The organism is Marinobacter sediminum (assembly GCF_023657445.1).
GTDB lineage: Bacteria > Pseudomonadota > Gammaproteobacteria > Pseudomonadales > Oleiphilaceae > Marinobacter > Marinobacter sediminum_A.
In genome coordinates this window covers 433,032-454,550 of the sequence record NZ_JAGTWY010000001.1, presented here as the reverse complement: position 1 = coordinate 454,550, position 21,519 = coordinate 433,032, and the positions used below count along the sequence as shown (strand labels likewise).

The following is a 21,519-nucleotide window of genomic DNA, read 5'->3' as shown; positions in this document are numbered from 1 at the left end:
AAGACAAGGACCCGACTTTGGATCTTACGACCCCTGCCCTGCTATTCCCGGCTATTTCGTTACTGCTGCTGGCCTACACCAACCGGTTCCTGGTTCTGGCACAGCTTATCCGGCAGCTCAGACAGATGGATACCGAAGAAGACCACGCACTGATCGCTCGCCAGATCAGCATGCTTCGAAAACGCATCGTGCTGACAAAGCGCATGCAGGCGTTCGGGGTTATGAGTTTCTTTGTCTGCACCGTATCCATGTTCCTGCTGTTCCTGGGGACGGAATTGCCCGGCATTATCGCGTTCGGAACCAGTCTGGTGCTGCTGTCTTTGTCGCTGCTTTTCTCCCTGTACGAAATACAGATATCCACAAATGCCATCAATGTGGAACTGGCCAGCTTTGAAGCGAGGAAACGGGCACTGCGGGAAGATATCGATCAGGACTGATCTGAGCGCCGGACACCAAACCAGTGGGGAAAACGAAGCAGACAGAATAGCGCAACCATGTCGTACACGGCGTGCCAGATCATGACCAGCGCAATGCTGTCGGAGAGTGCATAGGCTGAGCCCAGCAAAAGACCGAGGCCTGTTGCTACCAGGAAGTAGGCGAAAGAAAGGTAGTGCACCGCCCCAAAAAGCACAGAGGACACCACAACAGCAGCCAGCTCACCGGTCACCCCCGTCAGCCAGCCCTGAACAGCGCCCCGAAAAAGAAGCTCCTCGCCAACCCCGGCAAAGATGGACAAAGCCACCAATACGGGCCAGCCAAAGCTGGAAGCAAACCGATGCAGCCCTCGCATCTGTCGCTCCAGGTCGTCAGGGAAAATGCCTGGGATACGGGCCATCAGGAGCAACAGCCCATAGGTACCAAACGCACCAACGCATCCGTAAGCCAGCGCCTGTGAAAAAGACACCCCGCCGTTTTGAACCGGTATATCGAACAGGACAATGGCAATCAGCCCAAACACACCAATGCCGCCCTGAAATACCAGGGCAGCACGGGAGGAAATGCCGGAACGGGATTCGGCAGCGGCCATTTACGACTCGAACAGTCCCTTCACCGGGAACAGGTCATCGTATTCGGGCGTTTTCTTCTGGGCCTTGGCCTGGAAGGATTTCATCATGTCACCGGGACGGAACATCCCCGCCTGCCAGGTCGCCATGTACTTCAGACTGTCCTCCACTGAGTGGTCCCGGCTGTAATTCAGCATCTCCTTGCAGCCAGTTACCGCCAATGGTGCATTGGCCGCAATCTGACCGGCAATGCCCATCACAGCCGCCAGCATAGCCTCCTGATCCTCGTAGACAGCATTCACGAAGCCAAGATTCTGCGCTTCGTTGGCAGAGAACTTGCGGCCGGTATATGCCAGTTCCCGAACCACACCTTCCGGCATCAACTTCGGCAAACGCTGCAGCGTGCCAACGTCGGCCGTCATGCCCAACTCGGTTTCCTTGATGGTGAAGTAGGCGTCCTCGGTGCAGTAACGGCTGTCCGCGGCGCACACCAGATCCAGAGCACCACCAATACAGCCACCGTGAATGGCGGCCAGCACCGGCAGGCGAATCTTTTCAAGCGAGGTCAGTGTGTCCTGCAGCTGCAGTACCACACGACGAAGATTTTCTGCCATGCGGCCGGGATCGCCACTCATCGGAACCGCTTTCGGATCGCTGAATACGCCCAGGTCCATACCGGCCGAGAAGTGCTTGCCGGTGCTGGAAATCACGATGACCCTGGCGTCGGTATAGGCCTCAATGTCCTGCATGCATTTTGGCAGTTCCAGCCAGAATGCCTTGTTCATGGTGTTCATCGCTTCCGGGCGACTGAACTGGACATGGGCAATGAAATCCGTGATTTCTACCGAAAAGCTTTGATAGGTGGGCAGGTTAGACAAGACAAAACTCCTTTGATCGTCTCTTGTTCTGGAGAAGCATACGGAAAATGACACCGAATCGGAAATGACGGGACAGTCCGGCGATGCGGCCCGGGAGCAGACAGTGTCCAGCAAGAGATCGGTAAATTCGGTTACCGGGATTGGCGGTGTCTCTTTCATTCAGGAACTATAAGGCGATTTCAGCCGGACCATCAACAGACTTGCCGTTTGGTTCCGTCGAGACCATGCTGAAGGTCCACGGAGAGAGACCAGAATCATGACACAGCGCTTTCAGGCACGAACCGGAGAAGTGGGTGGTATTCCTGTCGCACGCAACCTCCCTACCCGGGGCCTCCGTCAAATAGGCGCCTGGTGTTTTATGGATCACATTGGCCCCATAACGTTCGATGATGAAGCAAGCCAGGGACTGCGAGTTGCCCCCCACCCGCACATTGGACTGCAAACCTTTACCTGGATGATCCAGGGCGAACTGCTGCACCGGGACAGCCTCGGTACGGCACAGCCCATTCGGCCGGGCGAGGTTAACCTGATGACCGCCGGACGCGGAGTCAGCCACACGGAGGAATCCCTGTTCGGCGACCGGACCCTGCATGCCGCGCAACTTTGGATTGCCCTTCCGGAAGGGGATCGCAACGTACCACCGCGCTTTGATCATTACCCGTCTCTTCCCTGCTGGCAGAATCAGGGGGCAACCTGGACCCTGCTCACCGGACAGTACGAGTCCCGGCAAGCCGACACCCTGCAATATTCAGCGCTAGTAGGGCTCGATATCGACTGCCAGATGTCCCTGACCATTGAGCTGGTCCTGGAACCTGATTTTGAATACGGCATTCTGCCCCTCACCGGGGCCTGCGAGATTAACGGTGAGCGCTTTGAGACCGACGAACTGGCTTATATCGGCAATGGCCTGGAAAAGCTGACCGTTGCCTGTGATCCGGAAACCCGTATGTTGCTTATCGGCGGCCAGCCGTTGGGTAAGGATGTGGTCATCTGGTGGAACTACGTGGGTTATTGCAAAGAGGAGATAGTCGAAGCCGAACAGGACTGGGAGAACCAGAGCCTTCGGTTCGGCGACATCCCCGAATGGCAGGGAGACCGGTTACAAGGGCCGCCATCACCTTGGCGGCGCTGACAGCTCTTCGACCTCTTCCCCATCCACCAGGCGTGCGCGAATCCGTGGCAGGTAGTCCGGATAATGCTCTTGCAGGAAGCTGATCAAGCCTTCTCTTACCGCACACCGGAGATCCCATGCCTTACTGGAATCGGGAGCACTCATCAGAAAGCGGACCTGGATGGTGCGGTCGTCAGACTCCGTCACCTGCACGGTTTCGGTCTTGCCATCCCATTGCGATGACTGTCGAAGAAGTCGCGCAAACTCCTCTCTCAAAGGATTCATCGGCATGGCGTAATCCAGCCGGATAAACACCGTACCCAGCAGGTCCGCATTGTTTCTGGACCAGTTCTGGAACGGATTCTCGATGAACCACTGCAACGGCACAATCAAACGACGCAGATCCCAGACCCGCAGCACCACATAAGTCGCCGTGACCTCCTCGACCCAGCACCATTCACCCTGCACATAAAGCACATCGTCAATCCGGAATGGCTGAGTGAGCGCAATCTGCATCCCTGCGAGAAGACTTCCCAGCACCGGCCTCGCTGCAAAGCCCAGAATAATGCCACCGACACCCGCCGAAGCAAGCAGACTGCCTCCCACATGACGCACTGAATCAAAAGTCATCAGTGCAGCACCGAGGCCCAGTATCACGATCAGAATATTCAGCCCGCGAACGAGAAAATGGGTCTGGGTTTCCACTGTTCGGGCGCGCTTCCACTCCCCCTCCAGAACCGGGTTGAGGGTGACAACCACCTTTCCGATTGCCGACGTACAACGCACCATCGCCCAGGTCACGGACAGAATCAGAAACAGGGTCGCGGTGTGCTGAAGCTCCGCCAGAAACGGCAGATCGGATGGCGCGGCTTCCAGCACCCCGTTGAGCACCAGCAGGCAGACGAATACCCCCAGGGCCCGATCCGCAGCATCCAGAAACAGGCGGGGGATGGCTTTGCGACGGGTCAACCGCCGAACCGCGCCAAGCGCAAGGCGAAAAACAAGGTAGGTAATTCCCACGGAAAGCAGCGCAGACAGGCCCGGAACCAGCCACGCTCGCAACCCTGCCTCAATCGATTCCCACATGTCCTGCTCCACTCACCGGTTTCACTCTGCCTTAAGATAGCAGGCATTTCCGAGGCGCAAGATATGATAAAACTGGAAACGGCACAATTGAGACAAAAGAGGCGTTATGGAATTCACCTTTCTGGGCACATCCGCGGGCACGCCCACCAGGGCCAGGAATGTCACCGGCCTGGCCCTGCAGCATGGCAAACCGAAACACTGGTACCTGATCGACTGCGGTGAAGGCACCCAGCAGCAGCTCTTGAAGACCCGATATTCCGTAATGCAGTTACAGGCAATCTTTATTACCCATGTTCACGGGGACCATACCTTCGGGCTACCCGGCCTCTTGACCAGTGCGTCCATGCTCGGCCGCAGCGAGCCGCTGTTCCTGATCGCACCAAGACCGGTTCGCTCCTTCGTCGAGGCTGCACTCGGCAACACAGACTCCAGCCTGAGCTACGAACTGAAATTTATCGATTCCGAGGCCAGCGACTTCGCCTGGGAGGACGGCGCGTGTCAGGTGACCGCAACGGCCCTTTCTCACAGGGTGTCGTGCAGGGCATTTGCGTTTACGGAGACAAACCTGGAGCGCCAGCTCCTCAAGGAAAAACTACTCGCTGACGGTATTGAAGCAGGGCCGGCATGGGGAAAACTGCAACAGGGACTGGATGCGGTCCTTGAAAGCGGAACCCTGTTACGCAGCGATGACTACACAACCATCACCCGCTCGCCCCGAAAAATAGTGGTTGGCGGCGACAACGACACACCGGAGCTGCTGCAGGAAACCTGCAAGGATGCCCAGGTGCTGATACATGAAGCGACCTATACCCAGGAAGTCGCAGACCGTGTCGGCACCTGGCCCCAACACAGTTCGGCGGCGCAGGTAGCGCGCTTTGCTCAATCAGTGAAACTGCCAAACCTGGTACTCACACATTTCAGCTCCCGCTACCAGTTCAACCCCAATGCCTATCCGCACATTGGTGAGGTGGAGTCGGAAGCGAGGGGGATTTACCGGGGCAACCTTTACCTCGCCAGAGATTTCGACAGCTATCGACTGGACAGGGAAATGAACCTGGTTGCCAGAGAATCGTCCTGAATTGATGACTGATTGAGACGCCCCATCCCGGGCCTAACCACGTAATTTACAATATCGCGTCGGTAGATTCACTTTGCGAAAAAGTCAATCCCTCTCTAGAGTGAAGGTGCTTCCATAGCAAAAAGATTCTGTTTTGGCTGCAAAGGAAGGCAGTAGATGAGTTCAGATCAGTCCCGGAACGCCAAACTCACAATGGATGTTATCCTCGTGGCTCAGGGCACGCCTCCCTGCGGCTGTATCGTTTCCGATGTTAGTATGCTGAACAATCAGGTTATTCTTTCCCTCGGAGAGCTGACATCCCCTTCCATAAGTCATCAACTCGCAGACGGCCACTCCCATCAGACTGAGTTGCACATATGCAGGCTCACAGACTCCGAAGAGCAGCACCTTCACCTCAAAGGCAAGGCAAGATGGGAAAAGGAGCAGGGCTTGACCTTCCGAACCCAATCGGAACAACCGGTCTCAGACGCACTTCAGACGCTAGAGCATGGCTCGAGGCAAACGCAATTGCTCGGCAACGGTGCAGCCATCGAGTCGTTAGGGCGACTCTACCGGCAACACAGCATTTGTCTGCTCGAAAGTCTGCTTGCTGAGTTTGTAGAAAACGCCAGAGACGGCATTGAAAAGGATCTGGACAACGCTGCAGAAGTCCGCGAAATTACCCGCCTGAAGGACATGCGCTTTATCTTCAACAGCCGGCAATCCCAGATCTTTCAGGATTTCGAAGCCCGCTTTTCCGCCACCAGCGCAGACCTGACGACTGAACCCGGCCGCAGCGACAAAAGCAACGAGTTACATCTTCTTCAGCAGCATGTGTTCGAAGACTGGCTGGGGCTTCAAATAGTCGCCTCCAGGCTCGCCGAAAACCACTCCAATACCCTGTTTGCCCTGAATCAGCTGCTCAACCGGATTTTCAGGCGGGATGTCAGCGATTCGAATAACCCCCTGTCTCCCCGATCGTTATGCGTCTGCCTGCAATATGCCGTAGACCGGTTGGGTATCAGCCGGGAACACCGACAAACCATTTACCATGCGTTCGAAATTGCTCTGAATGAGATCTGGCCAACCGCCACGCAATCGTTGATCCATGAATGCACCAGGGCTGGGCTCAGAACGCTCAATTACAGTGATCTTCCAGCAAACTGGTCACTCCGTGAGGAAGCCTCGTCCGAAGACCTTCAGAAGGATGATACTGCCGCTGATGAACACCCGCTCTCCGGGGACGACACCGACACTGTAGGGGAAGCCGAAACAGATCCCCAGAAGACACCTGACCAGTCGATTTTCCGATTGATGGGATTGCAGCACAGTCCCGACGCCAGTCCGGGAGGCTGGCACAAATCCAGCCCTCAGTTCTGCGAAAACCTGAAACCCAAACGAGCAGATCTGCTTGATAAGCTGCGGACCGATCAACCGGAAATCAGCCGTGCCATTCGTGAGCTGGCCGATAACGATCCAGACCTGGGCAGCTCTCTTGATCAGCAAACCCTGGAGAAGGCCAACCTGGTCGACCAGCTCTTTGCGCCGCTTAAAGGTCAAAACGGACTGTCTGATGCCCTGCGGAACGAACTTGAACAGCTCCGCCTCCCGGTCTTTGAAGAGCTGCTCAATACTCCGGGATTTCTTAATGAGAAAGATCATCCCGCCCGGGAAATCGTCAATAACCTGATGAAACTCAGTTTCGCCGACAGGATTTCAACCAAGAGTCTCGAATCCACCGTTTCCGCAATCATTGGAGAACTGGTTCAGTCTGAGACAGAGGACCCGGATCGGCTTAAGGACCTCAACCATAAACTCAAAAAACTGGTTGAACGTCAGGATCAGTCGTTCCTCAGAAATTCCGAGCGGCTGGCCAAGGCACTGGAAGGCAAGGAACGCCTGAAAAATACCCGAAAGCAGGTTCAGCAACAGCTGAATACTCTGCTCGCCGGCAAAGAAGTCCCTGTCGTACTCATGGATTTGCTCGAATCCGGCTGGGAGCAGCTCATGGTCCTTGCACTGCTGCGCGAAGGGCCAGAGAGCCCTCACCATGAAGAACTTATGGAGGTCGTGATTCTGCTCCAGGAGTGGCTTTCACCGGGAGGACATCATGAGGAGCGAGCTTTTGAACGGGAGCTGGAAAGTGGCACTGTGCTGAAATTCATAGACCGGGAACTGCGAAGTGTCGGCGACATCGCCCGCTTCCAGTCGGTCATGGCAGAGCTCACCGATCAGATCCGGCACCAAAAGAAAGCCCGTACCGTAATGGTAGACCACTACGGCGAAGAACCAGATCAACAGACACCCCCGAGTGAACCCGAAGAAAACCGTTGGGCACAAAGAGCCCGGTCGCTTGGCGCTGGTGACTGGGTGGAGCTTGCTCTTGATAGTGGAGAAAGACGCCGCATACGAATGGTTTGGGGCGGTGAAGATGTCTTGCGGTTCGTTTTCCTGTCGCCGAAGGGAATGAGCGAAATCAGCTATGAGTTTTCTGAGTTTGTCCAGAAACTCGCAACCGGCGAAGCGTGGATCGTGGATGAAGGGGAAGTTCCTTTCGTGGACCAGAGCCTGTTCAATATCGTTCAGAACGTCTACCAACGACTGAACTTTCAGGCGACTCACGACGCCCTGACCGGTTGCATGTATCGCCATGATTTCGAGAAACATCTCGCCGGCCTCTTGACCGAAAACCCGGACAACAGCGCTGGGGCACTTATCGTGCTCGACATCGACGAGTTCAGCGTTATAAACGCCTCCTACGGCGCACAGGCCGGCGATGCCCTGCTTAAAGCCACCGGTCAGTTGATCCAGAGGCATGTCGAGCACCGGGAGTCTGAAACGTATCTTGGCCGAATCAGCGGCAATGAATTCGCCATACTGCTGGGCAATACATCCATTGAGGAATGCCTCGATTTCGCCGAAATACTGCGTCGGGATTTTGAAGAGCAGACCTTCAGTCATGGCGATGCGGAATTCAGCGTCACCATCAGCTCATGTGTCTACCCGATAACCATTAATGCAGGCTCCGCCGGTGACCTGCTGAACCGTTCCAGCCTTTCGCTGAAATCGGTCAAGCGCCTGGGCGGCAATCGCACGGAACTGCTCAGGGAAACACCAGATGAATCCAGGCCGGCAACGCCTCAGTGGGTGTCCGAGATCGACCGCAGCATACGCGACGGCAGCCTCTACCTTCGGGCTCAGCCTATCGTTCCCTTGCATGACTCACCCGGCACCGGCAAATCCTACGAACTCCTGCTGGGGATGAGAAACGCCTCTGGCAACGAAGTATCGCCCCAGAATTACATCGAGGCTGCGGAAAAATTCCGGCGAAGCACTCTGGTGGACCTCTGGGTGGTGGAAGAGGTGCTCGGCTGGATGAATGACAACCGCGAAACCCTCGCAGGTATCGACACCCTCAACGTGAACCTTTCTGGTTGCTCGTTGAGCGACGACACCTTCATGCTAAAGCTTGAATCCATTCTCAGGCAGAACCGCAGCCATACACCCAGAATATGTTTTGAGGTCACCGAAACCTCAGCGGTATCCAACCTCCACTACGCCGCAGACTTCATGCGAGAGATGCAACGACTGGAATGCCGGTTCGCACTGGATGATTTTGGTACCGGAATGTCGTCCTATGCCTACCTTCAGAAATTGCCGGTAGACTATGTGAAGATCGACGGTACGTTTGTCCGTGACATGGCCACGAACCTGACAAACTACGCCATGGTCCGCTCCATCAATGAACTCTGTCATTTTCTGGACCTGAAAACGATCGCCGAATACGTCGAAAACCTGGAGATCATTGAAAGCCTTCGGGAGATACAGGTGGACTTCGCCCAGGGTTACGGGATCGCAAAGCCGAGACGGCTGGACAGCCTCAAAAACGAAAAAACCGCCTACACGGGTTTCTGCGTATAAAAAATTGCTTTGCGTTTTCAGGTTTCTCGCGTAAAGTGACTCTCGTTGGAAAGATTAGCAAAGCATTTCATGAATAAGACGCCTCCGAGTTGTAACTAGTAGCACGTCCTGTTTTTGATCCCGCAAGTTTTTTGTTTCCCGCATACCGCTGATCAGTTATCACGACGATAGCCTGACGGCACATTACAGATTGATTTCAGGAAAGTTATATTATGTCTACAGTTACCGGCAACGTTAAGTTCTTCAACGAAGCAAAAGGTTTTGGTTTCATCACTCGTGAAGGCGGCCCGGACGTATTTGTTCACTACAGCGCCATTCAAGGCGGTGGTTTCAAGACTCTGGCCGAAGGCCAAGAAGTCGAGTTCACCGTGACTCAGGGCCAGAAAGGTCCTCAGGCGGAGAACGTTGTTGCTCTTTAATCCTTAACGGATTAAGCAATAACCGCAAAAAAGGCAGCTTCGGCTGCCTTTTTTTATGCCTGCTGCCTCACTCCAATCCTTCCACCGGTATGGTCTCGGTGTTCTTTATCTCCCGCAAGGCAAAATTCGAGTTCACCTGGGAAATCCCCTTCAAGGTAAATATCTTTTCGTTCAGGAAGCGATCGTAGCTGGCCATATCCGGCACGATAACCCTCAGTACGAAGTCCGCAGTTCCGGTGACAGCAAAGCACTGAAGCACCTCAGGGTAGCTGCTGACCTGCTGCTCAATCTCGGCCGTGCTATCAATGTTGTGCCTCTGAAGTGAAAGATTGACCAGCACACACAACCCCTGCCCCATAAGCTGTGGGTCCACGCGCGCACTGTACCCCTGAATGACCCCGGTTTCCTCAAGGGTTCTCACCCGCCGCCAGCAAGCAGCCGGCGATAATCCGACCTGTTCCGCCAGCAACTGATTACTGATACGCCCATCCTGCTGCAGGGCCGCAAGGATACGCCGATCCAGCTTATCCAGTTCCACCTGTTTCATTTGGTAACACCCGATTTTATTCAAAGCTTCTTTCTTTATATTGTCATTTATCAAAACCTCTTTCGCAAACTCTGCCAACGGTCATCCAATAAGAAAGCACCTTTTGCGGACTTCCGTCTAAACTTTTGGTCATAAAATCGACAAATAAGGAGGGCGCCATGTCCGCCGATACCCCACAACTCGACAATTACAAGCTTGAAGACCGCTATTTGCGGGACTCAGGCCGGGTATTTCTGACCGGAACACAGGCCCTGGTCCGCATACCGCTGATGCAAGCTGCTCTTGATCGTAAGCAGGGCCTGAACACCGCCGGCATGGTCAGCGGCTACCGGGGCTCCCCTCTCGGGGCCTACGACCAGGCACTGTGGCAGGCCAAAACGCTGCTGGACGACAACAGCATCGATTTCGTACCGGCGATTAACGAAGACCTGGCCGCAACCATCATGCTGGGCACCCAGCAAGTGGAAACCGATGATGACCGTCAGGTGGATGGGGTGTTCGGCCTCTGGTACGGCAAAGGTCCCGGCGTTGACCGGGCCGGTGATGCCCTCAAACACGGCACCACTTACGGCAGCTCGCCTCACGGCGGGGTGCTGGTGGTCGCCGGTGATGACCACGGGTGCGTATCCTCCTCCATGCCTCACCAGTCCGATGTGGCGTTCATGAGCTTTTTCATGCCCACAATCAACCCGGCCAACATCGCTGAATACCTTGAGTTCGGCCTGTGGGGCTATGCGCTGTCCCGTTACAGCGGCTGCTGGGTAGGATTCAAGGCCATATCGGAGACGGTGGAAAGCGCCGCTTCAGTGGATCTGCCGGCCCTTCCGGAGTTTGTTACCCCGGACGACTTCACCTCACCCGAGGGCGGCCTGCACTACCGCTGGCCAGACCTGCCCGGGCCCCAGCTGGAGACCCGGATAGAACACAAACTCGCCGCAGTGCAGGCATTTGCGCGGGCCAATCCCATCGACCGCTGCCTGTACAACAACACGGAAGCGCGCTTCGGCATTGTCACCACGGGCAAAGGCCATCTGGACTTGCTGGAAGCCCTGGACCTGCTGGGTATCGACGAAGACCGCGCCCGGAAAATGGGCCTCGATATCTATAAGATCGGCATGGTCTGGCCTCTGGAGCGCCACGGCATTCTCAACTTTGTTCATGGCAAGGAAGAAGTTCTGGTCATTGAGGAGAAGCGGGGCATCATCGAGAGCCAGATCAAGGAATACATGTCCGAACCGGATCGTCCCGGTGAAGTTCTGATTACCGGCAAACAGGACGAACTGGGCCGACCGCTGATTCCCTATGTGGGTGAACTCAGCCCGAAACTGGTTGCCGGCTTCCTGGCGGCCCGACTGGGCCGTTTCTTTGCCGTGGATTTCAGCGAACAACTGGCGGTCATGAACACCATGACCACGGCGCAGGATCCGGGTGGGGTCCGACGCCTGCCGTATTTTTGCTCCGGTTGCCCCCACAATACCTCCACCAAGGTACCGGAAGGCAGTAAGGCACTGGCCGGCATCGGCTGCCACTTCATGGCGTCCTGGATGGGCCGTAACACCGAATCCCTGATCCAGATGGGCGGCGAAGGTGTGAACTGGATCGGCAAGAGCCGGTATACCGGTAACCCTCACGTATTCCAGAACCTGGGCGAAGGCACCTACTTCCACTCAGGTTCCATGGCCATCCGCCAGGCGGTAGCCGCCGGCATCAATATTACCTACAAGATCCTGTTCAACGATGCGGTTGCCATGACTGGTGGCCAACCTGTGGATGGACAGATTACCGTGCCCATGATCGCTCAACAGGTGACGTCCGAAGGCGTCCGCCGGGTAGTGGTGCTTAGCGATGAACCGGAGAAGTATCAGGGTCATGAAGATCAGTTCCCGAAGGACGTCACCTTCCACGATCGTAGCGAACTGGACCATGTGCAGCGAGAGCTAAGGGAAATTCCCGGCTGCACCGTGCTGATCTATGACCAGACCTGCGCCGCTGAGAAACGGCGTCGCCGCAAGCGCAAGCAGTTCCCGGACCCGGCAAAGCGGGCCTTTATCAACCACCATGTCTGCGAAGGCTGTGGTGACTGCTCCGTCCAGTCCAACTGCCTGTCGGTGGTGCCGCGCAATACGGAACTGGGGCGCAAGCGCAAGATTGACCAGTCCTCCTGCAACAAGGACTTCTCCTGCGTTAATGGTTTCTGCCCCAGTTTCGTCACTATTGAAGGCGGCCAGTTGCGCAAATCTCGCGGCATGGACACCGGCTCCGTGCTGACCCGCAAACTGGCAGACATTCCCGAGCCCGACCTGCCCGCAATGACCGGCTCTTACGACCTTCTGGTCGGCGGTGTTGGCGGCACCGGCGTGGTCACCGTAGGCCAGCTCATCACCATGGCGGCACACCTGGAATCCCGCGGCGCCTCGGTGCTGGACTTTATGGGCTTTGCCCAAAAAGGCGGTACCGTGCTGAGCTATGTACGAATGGCACCTTCCCCGGACAAGCTGCATCAGGTTCGCATCAGCAACGGCCAGGCCGACGCCGTCATCGCCTGTGACCTGGTGGTAGCCTCTTCCCAGAAAGCTCTGAGCGTACTGCGCCCGAACCACACCCGAGTGGTGGCCAACGAGGCAGAACTGCCCACCGCCGATTACGTGCTGTTCCGGGATGCAGACATGCAGGCGGACAAACGTCTGGACCTGATTCGTGACGCAGTAGGAGACGACCACTTCTCCCGGCTGGACGCCAACGGCATTGCCGACAAACTGCTGGGGGACACCGTGTTCTCCAACATCATGATGCTGGGCTTCGCCTGGCAGAAAGGGCTACTCCCGCTGTCACAGGCGGCACTGATGAAGGCGATTGAACTGAACGGCGTTGCCATTGAGCGCAACAAGGAAGCCTTTGGCTGGGGCCGTGTGGCTGCGGTTGCACCGGAGGCGATTACCGATCTGCTGGATAACAACAAGGCGCAGGTCGTGGAAGTGAAACCGGAGCCGTCTCTGGATCAACTGATCGACACGCGCTACAAGCACCTCGTGAACTACCAGAACAAAAGCTGGGCAAACCAGTACACCGACCTGGTCAGCCAGGTACGCAAAGCCGAGGAAAACCTGGGCCAGACCAATTTGCTGGTAACCCACACCGTGGCCCAACAGCTCTACCGTTTCATGGCCTACAAGGACGAATACGAAGTAGCCCGCCTGTTCGCGGAAACCGACTTCATGAAGGAAGTGAACGACACCTTTGAAGGCGACTTCAAGGTCCACTTCCACCTGGCACCCCCCATCATGAACAGGGGCACCGATGCCCAGGGCCGGCCGAAAAAACGCCAGTTCGGACCCTGGATGTTCCGCGCTTTCAAGTTCCTTGCAAAATTGCGTGGCCTTAGGGGTTCGGCACTCGACCCGTTCCGTTTCTCCGCTGACCGCCAGCTGGACCGCTCCCTGCTGCAAGACTACCGGCAGCTGGTGGAGCGCATGGCCCGGGAACTGGACGCCAGCAACTACGACACCTTCCTGCAACTGGCGGAACTGCCGGCAGACGTCCGCGGCTATGGCCCGGTTCGCGAGCAGGCTGCAGAAGCCATTCAGGAGAAGCAGTCACAACTGACCAAGGCGTTGGACACCGGTCGTCCCACCCTGATTCGCACCCAGCAGGCCGGTGATAAGGAGGAAAACCATGTTTGAGTCCCTCAAGACCCTGCCCCAGGACCCGATACTGCAACTGATGCAAACCTTCCGGGACGACCCACGTCCGGACAAGGTGGACCTGGGCATCGGCGTTTATAAAGACGATGCCGGCAATACCCCGATCATGGCAGCGGTGCACGAAGCAGAACGACGTCTGCTTGAAGGTGAAACCACCAAGAGTTATGTAGGCCCGGCCGGGTCCGCAGGCTTCAATGACGCGATGGCTCGTCTGATCCTCGGGAACGGAAGCACACTGATTCGGGATGGCCGTACCTCTGTGGTCCAGACGCCAGGTGGTTGTGGCGCCCTGCGCATGGCAGCGGAATTCCTTCGGCTGTGCCAGCCGGATACCAACGTTTGGGTCAGTACCCCCACCTGGGCAAACCACCTGCCCCTGCTTGGTGGCGCCGGCCTGACCATTCGCGAATATTCCTATCTGAATCAGGACACGTTGCAGGTGGACTTCAACGCCATGCTGGAGGCCCTGGAAGGAGCCAGCACCGGCGACGTGGTACTGCTTCACGGATGCTGCCATAACCCGTCCGGTGCGGACCTGTCCTTCGAACAGTGGCAGGCCGTTACCAACCTCATTCAGCGCAAGGGGCTGCTGCCCTTTGTGGACATGGCATATCAGGGACTGGGTGACGGGCTTGATCAGGACGCTGCCGGCCTTCGCCACCTGGCAAGCCAGGTGCCGGAAATGCTGGTGGCCGCTTCCTGTTCCAAGAACTTTGGCCTTTACCGGGAGCGCACTGGCGCCCTGATGCTGATCTCTGCCACGGAAACGATCAACAAGGCGGCTACCAGCCAGTTGCTGAGCGTTATTCGCTCCCACTACTCCATGCCCCCGGCCCACGGCGCGGCAATTGTGGAGACCATCCTGGGCGATGACGGATTACGCGACCAGTGGCAGGACGAGCTGAACGGTATGTGCGAACGCATCCTGCACCTTCGCCACGCCTTCGCCGACGCCCTGGCCCCGGTCGGCGATTTCCGCTTTATTGCCCGGCAAAGAGGCATGTTCTCGTTCCTGGGCATTTCCCCGGAGCAGGTTCGCCGGTTACGGGAAGAGCACGGCATCTACATGCTGGAAAGCAGCCGGGTCAATGTCGCTGGCCTGAATGACCGGGTCCTTCCGCGGGTCGCGACCGCGATACGCAACATCCTGTGACGGTCCAGTTGACCAGATCACCCAAGAACACCCTGAAAGACGATCCGACAAAAACAACTACTCGGAGAACCCAATGAGTCAAAATGCTCAACCCCACCAGCAGGCCAACAACCTCTGGTCCTCGAAAATGGCCTTCACCCTGGCCGCCGCCGGTTCTGCCGTAGGGCTCGGCAATATCTGGAAATTCCCCTACATCACCGGTGAGAATGGCGGTGGTGCCTTCGTGCTTATTTACCTGGCCTGTATCTTTCTCATAGGCGTGCCCGTCCTCATCGCCGAAACCATGATCGGCCGCCGGGGTGGCCAGAGCCCCATCGCAACCATGCGCAGCCTGACCAAATCCGAGGGTACCAACAGGGGCTGGCAGGCCATCGGCTGGAACGGCGTTATCGCCTCGTTCCTGGTGCTCTCTTTCTACGCAGTTATCGGTGGCTGGGCCCTCGTATACATAGGCAAGGCGGCACTTGGCCTGTTCACCGGTGCCGATGCCGAAGCCATCGGCGGGCAATTTGGCAACCTGCTGGCCAACCCCTGGGAGCTGCTGCTCTGGCACTCCGTATTCATGGGCATTGTGGTCTTTATTGTCAGCCGTGGCATCCGCTCCGGCCTTGAGAAAGCCGTCAACCTGCTGATGCCCCTGCTGTTCATATTGCTAATCGCCATGGTGTTCTATGCGATGACCAGCGGCAGCTTCGGCCGGGCGGTCAGCTTCATGTTCTCACCCGACTTCAGCAAGCTCACGACGGCCGGCGTGCTCACCGCCCTTGGTCATGCGGCTTTTACCCTCAGTATCGGCATCGGCGTTCTGATGGCCTACGGCTCATACCTGCCGAAAAGCGTGAACATCGCCAAAACCGCCATGACCATTGCCGTACTGGACACCGGTGTTGCCCTCCTGGCCGGCCTGGCAATCTTCCCGCTGGTATTCGCCAACAACCTGGAACCCGGCGCCGGCCCTGGTCTGATCTTCGTAACCCTGCCTCTGGCCTTCGGACAAATGAGCGGCGGCGCCGTCTTTGGCACCCTCTTTTTTGCCTTATTGTTGGTTGCTGCCATCACCTCCGCCATATCCATGCTGGAACCGGTGGTGGAATGGCTGGAGGAACACAAAGGCGTCAGCCGGGTCAAAAGTGCCATGGGTGGCGGGCTGGCCATCTGGTTTATCGGCATTGGTACGGTGCTGTCTTTCAACGTCTGGGGAGACCTGCATCCGCTCGGGTTTGTCAGCTTCTTTGAGGGCAAGACGGTGTTCGACCTGCTCGACTTCCTGGTATCGAACCTGATGATGCCTCTCGGCGGTCTGGCCATCGCCCTGTTTGCCGGCTGGGCCATGAGGCGGGAAGGGCTGGTTACCGAAATCGGCCTGAAAGGTGGGAGCTTCAAAGCCTTTATGTTCGTACTCCGGTTCGTGACACCCGCCGGTATCGGCATTGTATTCCTGTACAACCTCCTCTGACCCGGGGGCCCTCCCTGCTTTCACGGCGCCAACGCGGCGTGAAAGCAGGCTCTTCCCCTATCGGCAAGAGCCCCCAATTTTTGCCTGCAATCAATTTCATTCCTTTCGTTTTGGCAAAATCCGGCGATTACTGCCACGCTTTTAGACATGGATGGCGTGATTCAACGCCCGACCTGACATAAGGAGCGTCACTATGTACAGAAAAATTCTCGTGCCCGTCGATCTGGCACACACGGAAAAAATGTCGAAAGCCCTTGATACCGCGATCGACATCGCCAAGCACTATAACGCCACGCTCTGCTACATCACCGTGACCAACACGGCCCCGTCTGCTGCGGCACACACCCCGGAAGAGCTGGCCGACAAGCTCAGCGCCTTCGCGCAAGAACAGGGCACATCACACGGCATCAATACCGACAGCAAAGTACTGTCAACAGCAGATACCGCTGTGGAACTGGATGACCGCCTTCTGGACGCGATCAAAGACACGGGTGCGGACCTTGTCATCATGGCCTCTCATCCGCCTGGCATCGGAGACAAACTGCATATTCTCCATTCCAATGGCGCAAACATCGTCAAACACAGCGACGTGTCGGTCTTTGTTGTGCGTTAGAGCTGAGCCGGCGCCGCGCGGGGGTCAGGGGCGATGATCCTGTCGTTGCGCACGTAGAAGTCTCCGTTAATGGTCAGGGCCAAAGGCTTCCCACTTAGCGGAGCACCCTCAGGCAAGCCCCGCTGGGCATGCACGTGTAAGTGCGGCTCGGAACTGTTTCCGGAATTACCCATTTCACCAAGCCTGTCACCTGTGTCCAGCCGATCACCGGCCCGAACCTCAATGCTGCCCTGGCGAAGATGCGCCAACACGACAAAAAAATCGCCGCAATCAACGGCAACGTAATTGCCTGCCATGTGCTCACGGTCCATCTGAGGGACCTGCATGTCCTTCACGCCACCCACAACCCTGGCGACTTCCCCGCTGCAGGGGGCGAGCACGGGCGTACCAAAGGTAACGTATCGAGCAGGGTCGACCGGTTGCCAGCCATCCACATGCCGGCCGAACGGAGTCGTGCGGAAGATATCGAGAGCACGGCTCTGGCCTCGCCAGGGCCGGAATCGTTCCACGGACTCGTCCAGGGTATGCAGGTGGATATTAACCAGATTATTTGAGCCTCCATGGGCCACCAGATAGGTTCCCGCGCCGAAGGGCGGCGCGATATCCACGGTTTCCACCTTCGGGAGTTCTCTGCCCAGCAAACCCAGATAGCCCATGTAGCCACCCATCAGGCCTAACCCGAATGCCAGCAGCACCAGTGTCGTTGGGCCGGCGGTAGCTCGCCAAAGCCCGTTGCCCAGGAAGCGGCCTTTCAAAAGGTGCCACGCTGCGATCATCAGGAACACCACGCCGTAAAGATACGGTACCCAAAATGGCGGCATGGCCCACAAGGCGGTGAGCCCCAGCCCCAGAAGAACCGCCCCGACCGAGAGCGCCTGGAGTCCAAGGGCAAGCACACCAGCCGCCGGAAACAGGGCAAACCAGAGCAACAACAGAACGGGTAGCAGAACCTGAGTGACAATCACCATCCAGGACATTAATCGGGATTCCTTAATACAGGCCGGGCTGAGCCGGTCGTGATTAGTGTTTGGGAAACGTTATACCCGTCACCCTGGCGATAAAGAAGGGAAAGTAATCTTCCGTGCCGAAGAAATTGCCGGCTTCCACGTGCGTTGGCAACCGAAAACCACCAAAAGTTCTGAATTCGGACAGAAATCCGCCAAAGGGCTGCAGTCGGTGAACCTTGTCCGGATTGGCGTCACTCCAGCGGGCAAAGCTGACCTGAGTGGGTTGGCCGTCTTCGGCAACCGTTACGTCGACCGACTGTTCAAGTCTGTTGTGGCGAACGGTCACTCTAGCGGTGTTCACGTCCACCAGTTCCCAGCGAACGCCCGGCCCTGGCAGCATCGCTGCCGGCGTCCAGAATACCGCTTCCGCCACGTAACGACCGAATGCCGACCGGGTGTGGTCCGGTGTGCCTCCCATACGCGCCACCGGGATAACCTCCATCAGCCAGAACCGGGTCCAGCGCTGGCTGTCCGAGCCGGACAAACGCATCAGGCCCCGCCCGGCACGCATCTGCCAGACAAAACCTTTTGGCAGGGCCAGAACCTGCCTGGCGGCCATCCGGAGGTAACCGGGCTTGTCCCTCTCACCCATGCCAAACCGGCCATCCATGACGATGTCGGCCACCGTATATAGCGGTGTTCCCGGTTCAATGGTGTAGGCGAAATAGCGGCGCGCCGGCTCTGGAAGCCCGGCAACCATGGCCAGATCAAAACACGCCGGGCGTTCGGGCTGAGCGGCCATCAATTGTTGCATGGCAGCCAAATCAGAACGGCGGTCCATCTGTCGCCACAACCAGAGCAGCGCCAAGAGGCCAAAGACAGTAATCAACAGGATGAGCAAAAGGGTTTTCATGTAAGCTATGCTCCATAATAGTCATTCTCCCTTTAAAGCCCACGCCTGGCCTTGCTTCAGATCAACGGCACCGTCAGCACATTTACGGTTAACTGAAAAGGTTTTATGAAAGTACCGAAGAGATTACAACCCCTTGTCGACGATGGCATGGTGGACGAAGTGCTTTACCAGTTGATGAGCGGTAAGGAAGCGCAGGTGTATGTCGTTCGCTGTGGTGATCATGTGCGCTGTGCAAAAGTCTTCAAGGAAGCGCAGAAGCGCAGCTTCAAGCAGGCCGTGGAATACCAGGAAGGCCGGAAGGTGCGCAACAGCCGCCGAGCCAGGGCCATGAGCAAGAAGACCAAGTATGGCCAGAAGGAACAGGAAGATGCCTGGCTCAATGCCGAGGTAGACGCCCTGTATCGCCTGGCGGCGGCCGGCGTGCGTGTGCCGGAACCCCTGGGGTTTGTGGATGGCGTGCTGCTGATGGAACTGGTCGCCGACGAAGATGGCAAGGCGGCGCCGCGGCTTGGCGATGTCACCCTCACCCCCGAACAGGCCCGTGAGTATCACGGCAGGGTGGTCGCAGAGGTGGTCCGGATGCTGAGCGCCGGACTGATTCACGGAGACCTGTCCGAATTCAACGTGCTGGTTGATAGCGAAGGCCCCGTTATCATCGACCTGCCCCAGGCCGTAAACGCCGCTGGCAACAACAGTGCGGAACGCATGCTCGAGCGGGATGTTGACAACATGCGCCGCTATTTCGGCAAGTACGCCCCGGAACTGCTGATTACCGACTACGGCAAGGAAATCTGGGCGTTATACGAAAGCGGCGACCTGCACCCGGACAGCAAGCTGACAGGCTGCTTCGAACACGATACCCACAGCGCGGATGTTGACGAGCTGATGGCCGTGATAGACGCCGCCAAAGAGGAAGAGCTGGAACGGCAGGAACGCATGCAGGCTGAGGACGACGACTAAGCCTGTTTACCAGGCCAGCCAGATAACATGCTTCGCGCCTTTACCGGGGCGGTGAGCCCTTACTGTGACCGGCTCGACCGACAAGCCGGCGCGTTTCAGCCGTTCAGTAAAGGCGGGATCCTGTCCCGCCGACCAGTAGGCCAGAATGCCGTCAGGTGTCAGGGCTGCCTGCGCCGCGGCAATGCCAGGTGCGGTGTATAACCAGTCATTTTCCTTTCGGGTCAGCCCCTCCGGGCCATTGTCGATATCCAGCAGAATCGCATCGTAGCTGGCCGGCGAGGCCTTGATCAGTTCTACCACGTCCCCGATGTGAACCCGGGCTCTCACATCCTTCAGCGGATAGCCGGCAGCACTGCCCAGAGGTCCGAGGTTCCACTGCTCCACTTCCGGCACCAGCTCCGCAACCGTCACCTCGGCCGTCTCGCCCAGAGCACCCAGCGCCGCTGCCAATGTGAATCCCATGCCCAGGCCACCGATGAGAACCCGCGGGGCGGGATGGTCCGCGACCCGCTCGCAAGCCAGCGTTGCCAGTGCATCCTCGGAGCCATGCAAGCGGCTGTTCATCAGCTCGCCGGTGCTGCCGGCAATCTTGATGGAAAACTCGTCGTTGCGCTGGAGCAGGCGCAGCTGGGACCCCTTGCCGGGAATAGTGGCAGTACCGAGCAACTCAAAACGGGCCATACAAACCTCAGAAAAGTGAATCAATGCGCTGACACAGCGCGTGTGCAAACCGACCCGCAAGCGGAACTGAAGAAACTACAACACCGGGTAAATCAGGAACGTTGATCAAGCAGGCTCGCCAGTATCTCTTGTTCAGCCGGGAGCGGGAGTACACCGGTCAGCCATGCTTCGATCACAATCTCACCATGCTGGTTGGACAACACCGCCTCTGCCTTGGCACGGTTGCGGTCATCCAACTCGGAAAGGGTAAACACACAGGTAATCGTATCCCCGAAATACACCGGCCGTCGGAATCGAAAGTTCATCCCCGAGGCCAGCCAGCCAATCTGGCCGCCCACTTCCGTGATCATTCCTCCAACCAGCAGACCATGGCAGATCTTTCCCTGCAGGTCTTTGGCGTCGGCGAAGCGATCGTCATAATGCACCGGGTTGTGGTCACGGCTGATCTCGCCAAACGCCAGACTGTCTTCTTCTGAAAATGTCCGGCTAATGGTGAACGAATCACCGACCTTGAGACCAGCTGCGGCCTTTTTTCGGATATGGGACATGCTGAATTTCCGTCGTTCGGGCCGAATCGCTTACAGGTAGCGCCCGCCTGCGCCGACCACAACCACCACAATGCCAATGATCAGGTTGATACCCACCAGCTTGCGGATCTGCCCCACCCGGCGGCCACCTTCCTCTGGGTTCTTCTCGGCAACAGCCTGTTTAAGGCGGCGGAAGGGCGCAAAATACACATGAAAGAAAAGCAGCATCATGATCAGGCCGAGAGTTTGCATCACGTGGATGTGCCAGCCAGCCCCGGCCATACCGCCAAACATGCTGAAGGTCATCCAGTACCCGGTCACCAGCAACAACACAACCGCCAGCCAGACCCACCGGAAAAACCGGGACAGAGTCTGACACCAGAGCACGCCACGCTGGGATGCTTCTACAACTTCCACCACGGCGGGACGCATGGCCATGTAGGCGAAGAACATACCGCCAACCCAGATAACCGCAGACAACACGTGCAGCGCAATCGCCAGACTCATAAAACACTCCCGGTGGACAAAACGTGAAAATGAACGGT

General features: G+C 57.3%; 19 protein-coding genes. 10 read left to right on the top strand and 9 right to left on the bottom strand.

The window, feature by feature from the left end; genetic code table 11:
• Nucleotides 1-17: 17 nt before the first annotated feature.
• Entirely contained in the window at nt 18-437 is a 420-nt protein-coding gene (locus tag KFJ24_RS02220; protein ID WP_250829463.1) for a DUF2721 domain-containing protein, read from the top strand.
• Here the strand turns inward: KFJ24_RS02220 and KFJ24_RS02215 are convergent.
• Both KFJ24_RS02215 and KFJ24_RS02210 read right to left on the bottom strand, forming a co-directional pair.
• A complete protein-coding gene (locus KFJ24_RS02215) occupies nt 428-1,027 on the bottom strand; it encodes a CPBP family intramembrane glutamic endopeptidase (protein ID WP_250829462.1) in 600 nt (199 codons plus the stop codon). The two genes, KFJ24_RS02220 and KFJ24_RS02215, sit on opposite strands and share 10 nt — an antisense overlap.
• Nucleotides 1,028-1,873: a crotonase/enoyl-CoA hydratase family protein gene (locus KFJ24_RS02210; RefSeq protein ID WP_250832534.1), complete on the bottom strand. Its 846-nt coding sequence runs from the start codon at nt 1,871-1,873 to the stop codon at nt 1,028-1,030.
• A gap of 265 nt (nt 1,874-2,138) precedes the next feature.
• On the opposite strand from KFJ24_RS02210, the gene KFJ24_RS02205 reads away from it, so the two are divergent.
• Entirely contained in the window at nt 2,139-3,014 is an 876-nt protein-coding gene (locus KFJ24_RS02205) for a pirin family protein (RefSeq protein ID WP_250829461.1), read from the top strand.
• Here KFJ24_RS02205 and KFJ24_RS02200 read toward each other — a convergent pair.
• Nucleotides 2,997-4,079, bottom strand: a complete 1,083-nt coding sequence (locus KFJ24_RS02200; RefSeq protein WP_250829460.1) for a mechanosensitive ion channel family protein — start codon at nt 4,077-4,079, stop codon at nt 2,997-2,999. The genes KFJ24_RS02205 and KFJ24_RS02200 overlap by 18 nt on opposite strands.
• Nucleotides 4,080-4,185: 106 nt before the next feature.
• On the opposite strand from KFJ24_RS02200, the gene KFJ24_RS02195 reads away from it, so the two are divergent.
• From KFJ24_RS02195 to KFJ24_RS02185, 3 genes are all read left to right on the top strand, one after another.
• Complete coding sequence (locus KFJ24_RS02195; protein ID WP_250829459.1) at nt 4,186-5,157, top strand: ribonuclease Z; 972 nt, start codon at nt 4,186-4,188, stop codon at nt 5,155-5,157.
• A 156-nt stretch (nt 5,158-5,313) separates the two neighbouring features.
• Nucleotides 5,314-9,057, top strand: coding sequence for a DUF1631 family protein (locus tag KFJ24_RS02190; RefSeq protein WP_250829458.1), 3,744 nt, complete (start codon nt 5,314-5,316; stop codon nt 9,055-9,057).
• A 212-nt stretch (nt 9,058-9,269) separates the two neighbouring features.
• On the top strand, nt 9,270-9,476 hold the full coding sequence (locus KFJ24_RS02185) for a cold-shock protein (protein WP_036130097.1): 207 nt from the start codon (nt 9,270-9,272) through the stop codon (nt 9,474-9,476).
• Nucleotides 9,477-9,543: 67 nt separating this feature from the next.
• Here the strand turns inward: KFJ24_RS02185 and KFJ24_RS02180 are convergent, their stop codons facing one another.
• A complete protein-coding gene (locus tag KFJ24_RS02180; RefSeq protein WP_250829457.1) occupies nt 9,544-10,023 on the bottom strand; it encodes an Lrp/AsnC family transcriptional regulator in 480 nt (159 codons plus the stop codon).
• Between the two features lie 158 nt (nt 10,024-10,181).
• Here KFJ24_RS02180 and KFJ24_RS02175 point away from each other — a divergent pair, with 158 nt between their 5' ends.
• From KFJ24_RS02175 to KFJ24_RS02160, 4 genes are all read left to right on the top strand, one after another.
• The gene (locus KFJ24_RS02175; protein ID WP_250829456.1) at nt 10,182-13,703 is read left to right on the top strand and encodes an indolepyruvate ferredoxin oxidoreductase family protein; all 3,522 of its coding nucleotides are present in this window, start codon (nt 10,182-10,184) and stop codon (nt 13,701-13,703) included.
• Entirely contained in the window at nt 13,696-14,877 is a 1,182-nt protein-coding gene (locus KFJ24_RS02170; RefSeq protein WP_250829455.1) for an aromatic amino acid transaminase, read from the top strand. Before KFJ24_RS02175 ends, KFJ24_RS02170 begins: the two co-directional genes overlap by 8 nt.
• Before the next feature lie 73 nt (nt 14,878-14,950).
• Nucleotides 14,951-16,333: a sodium-dependent transporter gene (locus KFJ24_RS02165; protein ID WP_250829454.1), complete on the top strand. Its 1,383-nt coding sequence runs from the start codon at nt 14,951-14,953 to the stop codon at nt 16,331-16,333.
• A 193-nt stretch (nt 16,334-16,526) separates the two neighbouring features.
• A complete protein-coding gene (locus tag KFJ24_RS02160; RefSeq protein WP_250829453.1) occupies nt 16,527-16,946 on the top strand; it encodes a universal stress protein in 420 nt (139 codons plus the stop codon).
• Here the strand turns inward: KFJ24_RS02160 and KFJ24_RS02155 are convergent.
• Nucleotides 16,943-17,923 (bottom strand): M23 family metallopeptidase, encoded by a 981-nt coding sequence (locus KFJ24_RS02155; protein WP_250829452.1) that lies wholly within the window; start codon nt 17,921-17,923, stop codon nt 16,943-16,945. The two genes, KFJ24_RS02160 and KFJ24_RS02155, sit on opposite strands and share 4 nt — an antisense overlap.
• A 43-nt stretch (nt 17,924-17,966) precedes the next feature.
• Nucleotides 17,967-18,806, bottom strand: a complete 840-nt coding sequence (locus KFJ24_RS02150) for a DUF6544 family protein (RefSeq protein ID WP_250829451.1) — start codon at nt 18,804-18,806, stop codon at nt 17,967-17,969.
• 105 nt (nt 18,807-18,911) lie between these two features.
• Here KFJ24_RS02150 and KFJ24_RS02145 point away from each other — a divergent pair, with 105 nt between their 5' ends.
• On the top strand, nt 18,912-19,766 hold the full coding sequence (locus tag KFJ24_RS02145) for a PA4780 family RIO1-like protein kinase (RefSeq protein WP_250829450.1): 855 nt from the start codon (nt 18,912-18,914) through the stop codon (nt 19,764-19,766).
• Between the two features lie 6 nt (nt 19,767-19,772).
• On the opposite strand, the gene KFJ24_RS02140 is transcribed toward KFJ24_RS02145, so the two are convergent.
• From KFJ24_RS02140 to KFJ24_RS02130, 3 genes are all read right to left on the bottom strand, one after another.
• Nucleotides 19,773-20,447, bottom strand: a complete 675-nt coding sequence (locus tag KFJ24_RS02140) for a spermidine synthase (protein ID WP_250829449.1) — start codon at nt 20,445-20,447, stop codon at nt 19,773-19,775.
• A 92-nt stretch (nt 20,448-20,539) separates the two neighbouring features.
• The gene (locus KFJ24_RS02135) at nt 20,540-20,995 is read right to left on the bottom strand and encodes a MaoC family dehydratase (protein WP_250829448.1); all 456 of its coding nucleotides are present in this window, start codon (nt 20,993-20,995) and stop codon (nt 20,540-20,542) included.
• A 30-nt stretch (nt 20,996-21,025) separates the two neighbouring features.
• Nucleotides 21,026-21,481 (bottom strand): CopD family protein, encoded by a 456-nt coding sequence (locus tag KFJ24_RS02130; protein ID WP_250829447.1) that lies wholly within the window; start codon nt 21,479-21,481, stop codon nt 21,026-21,028.
• Nucleotides 21,482-21,519: the final 38 nt, after the last annotated feature.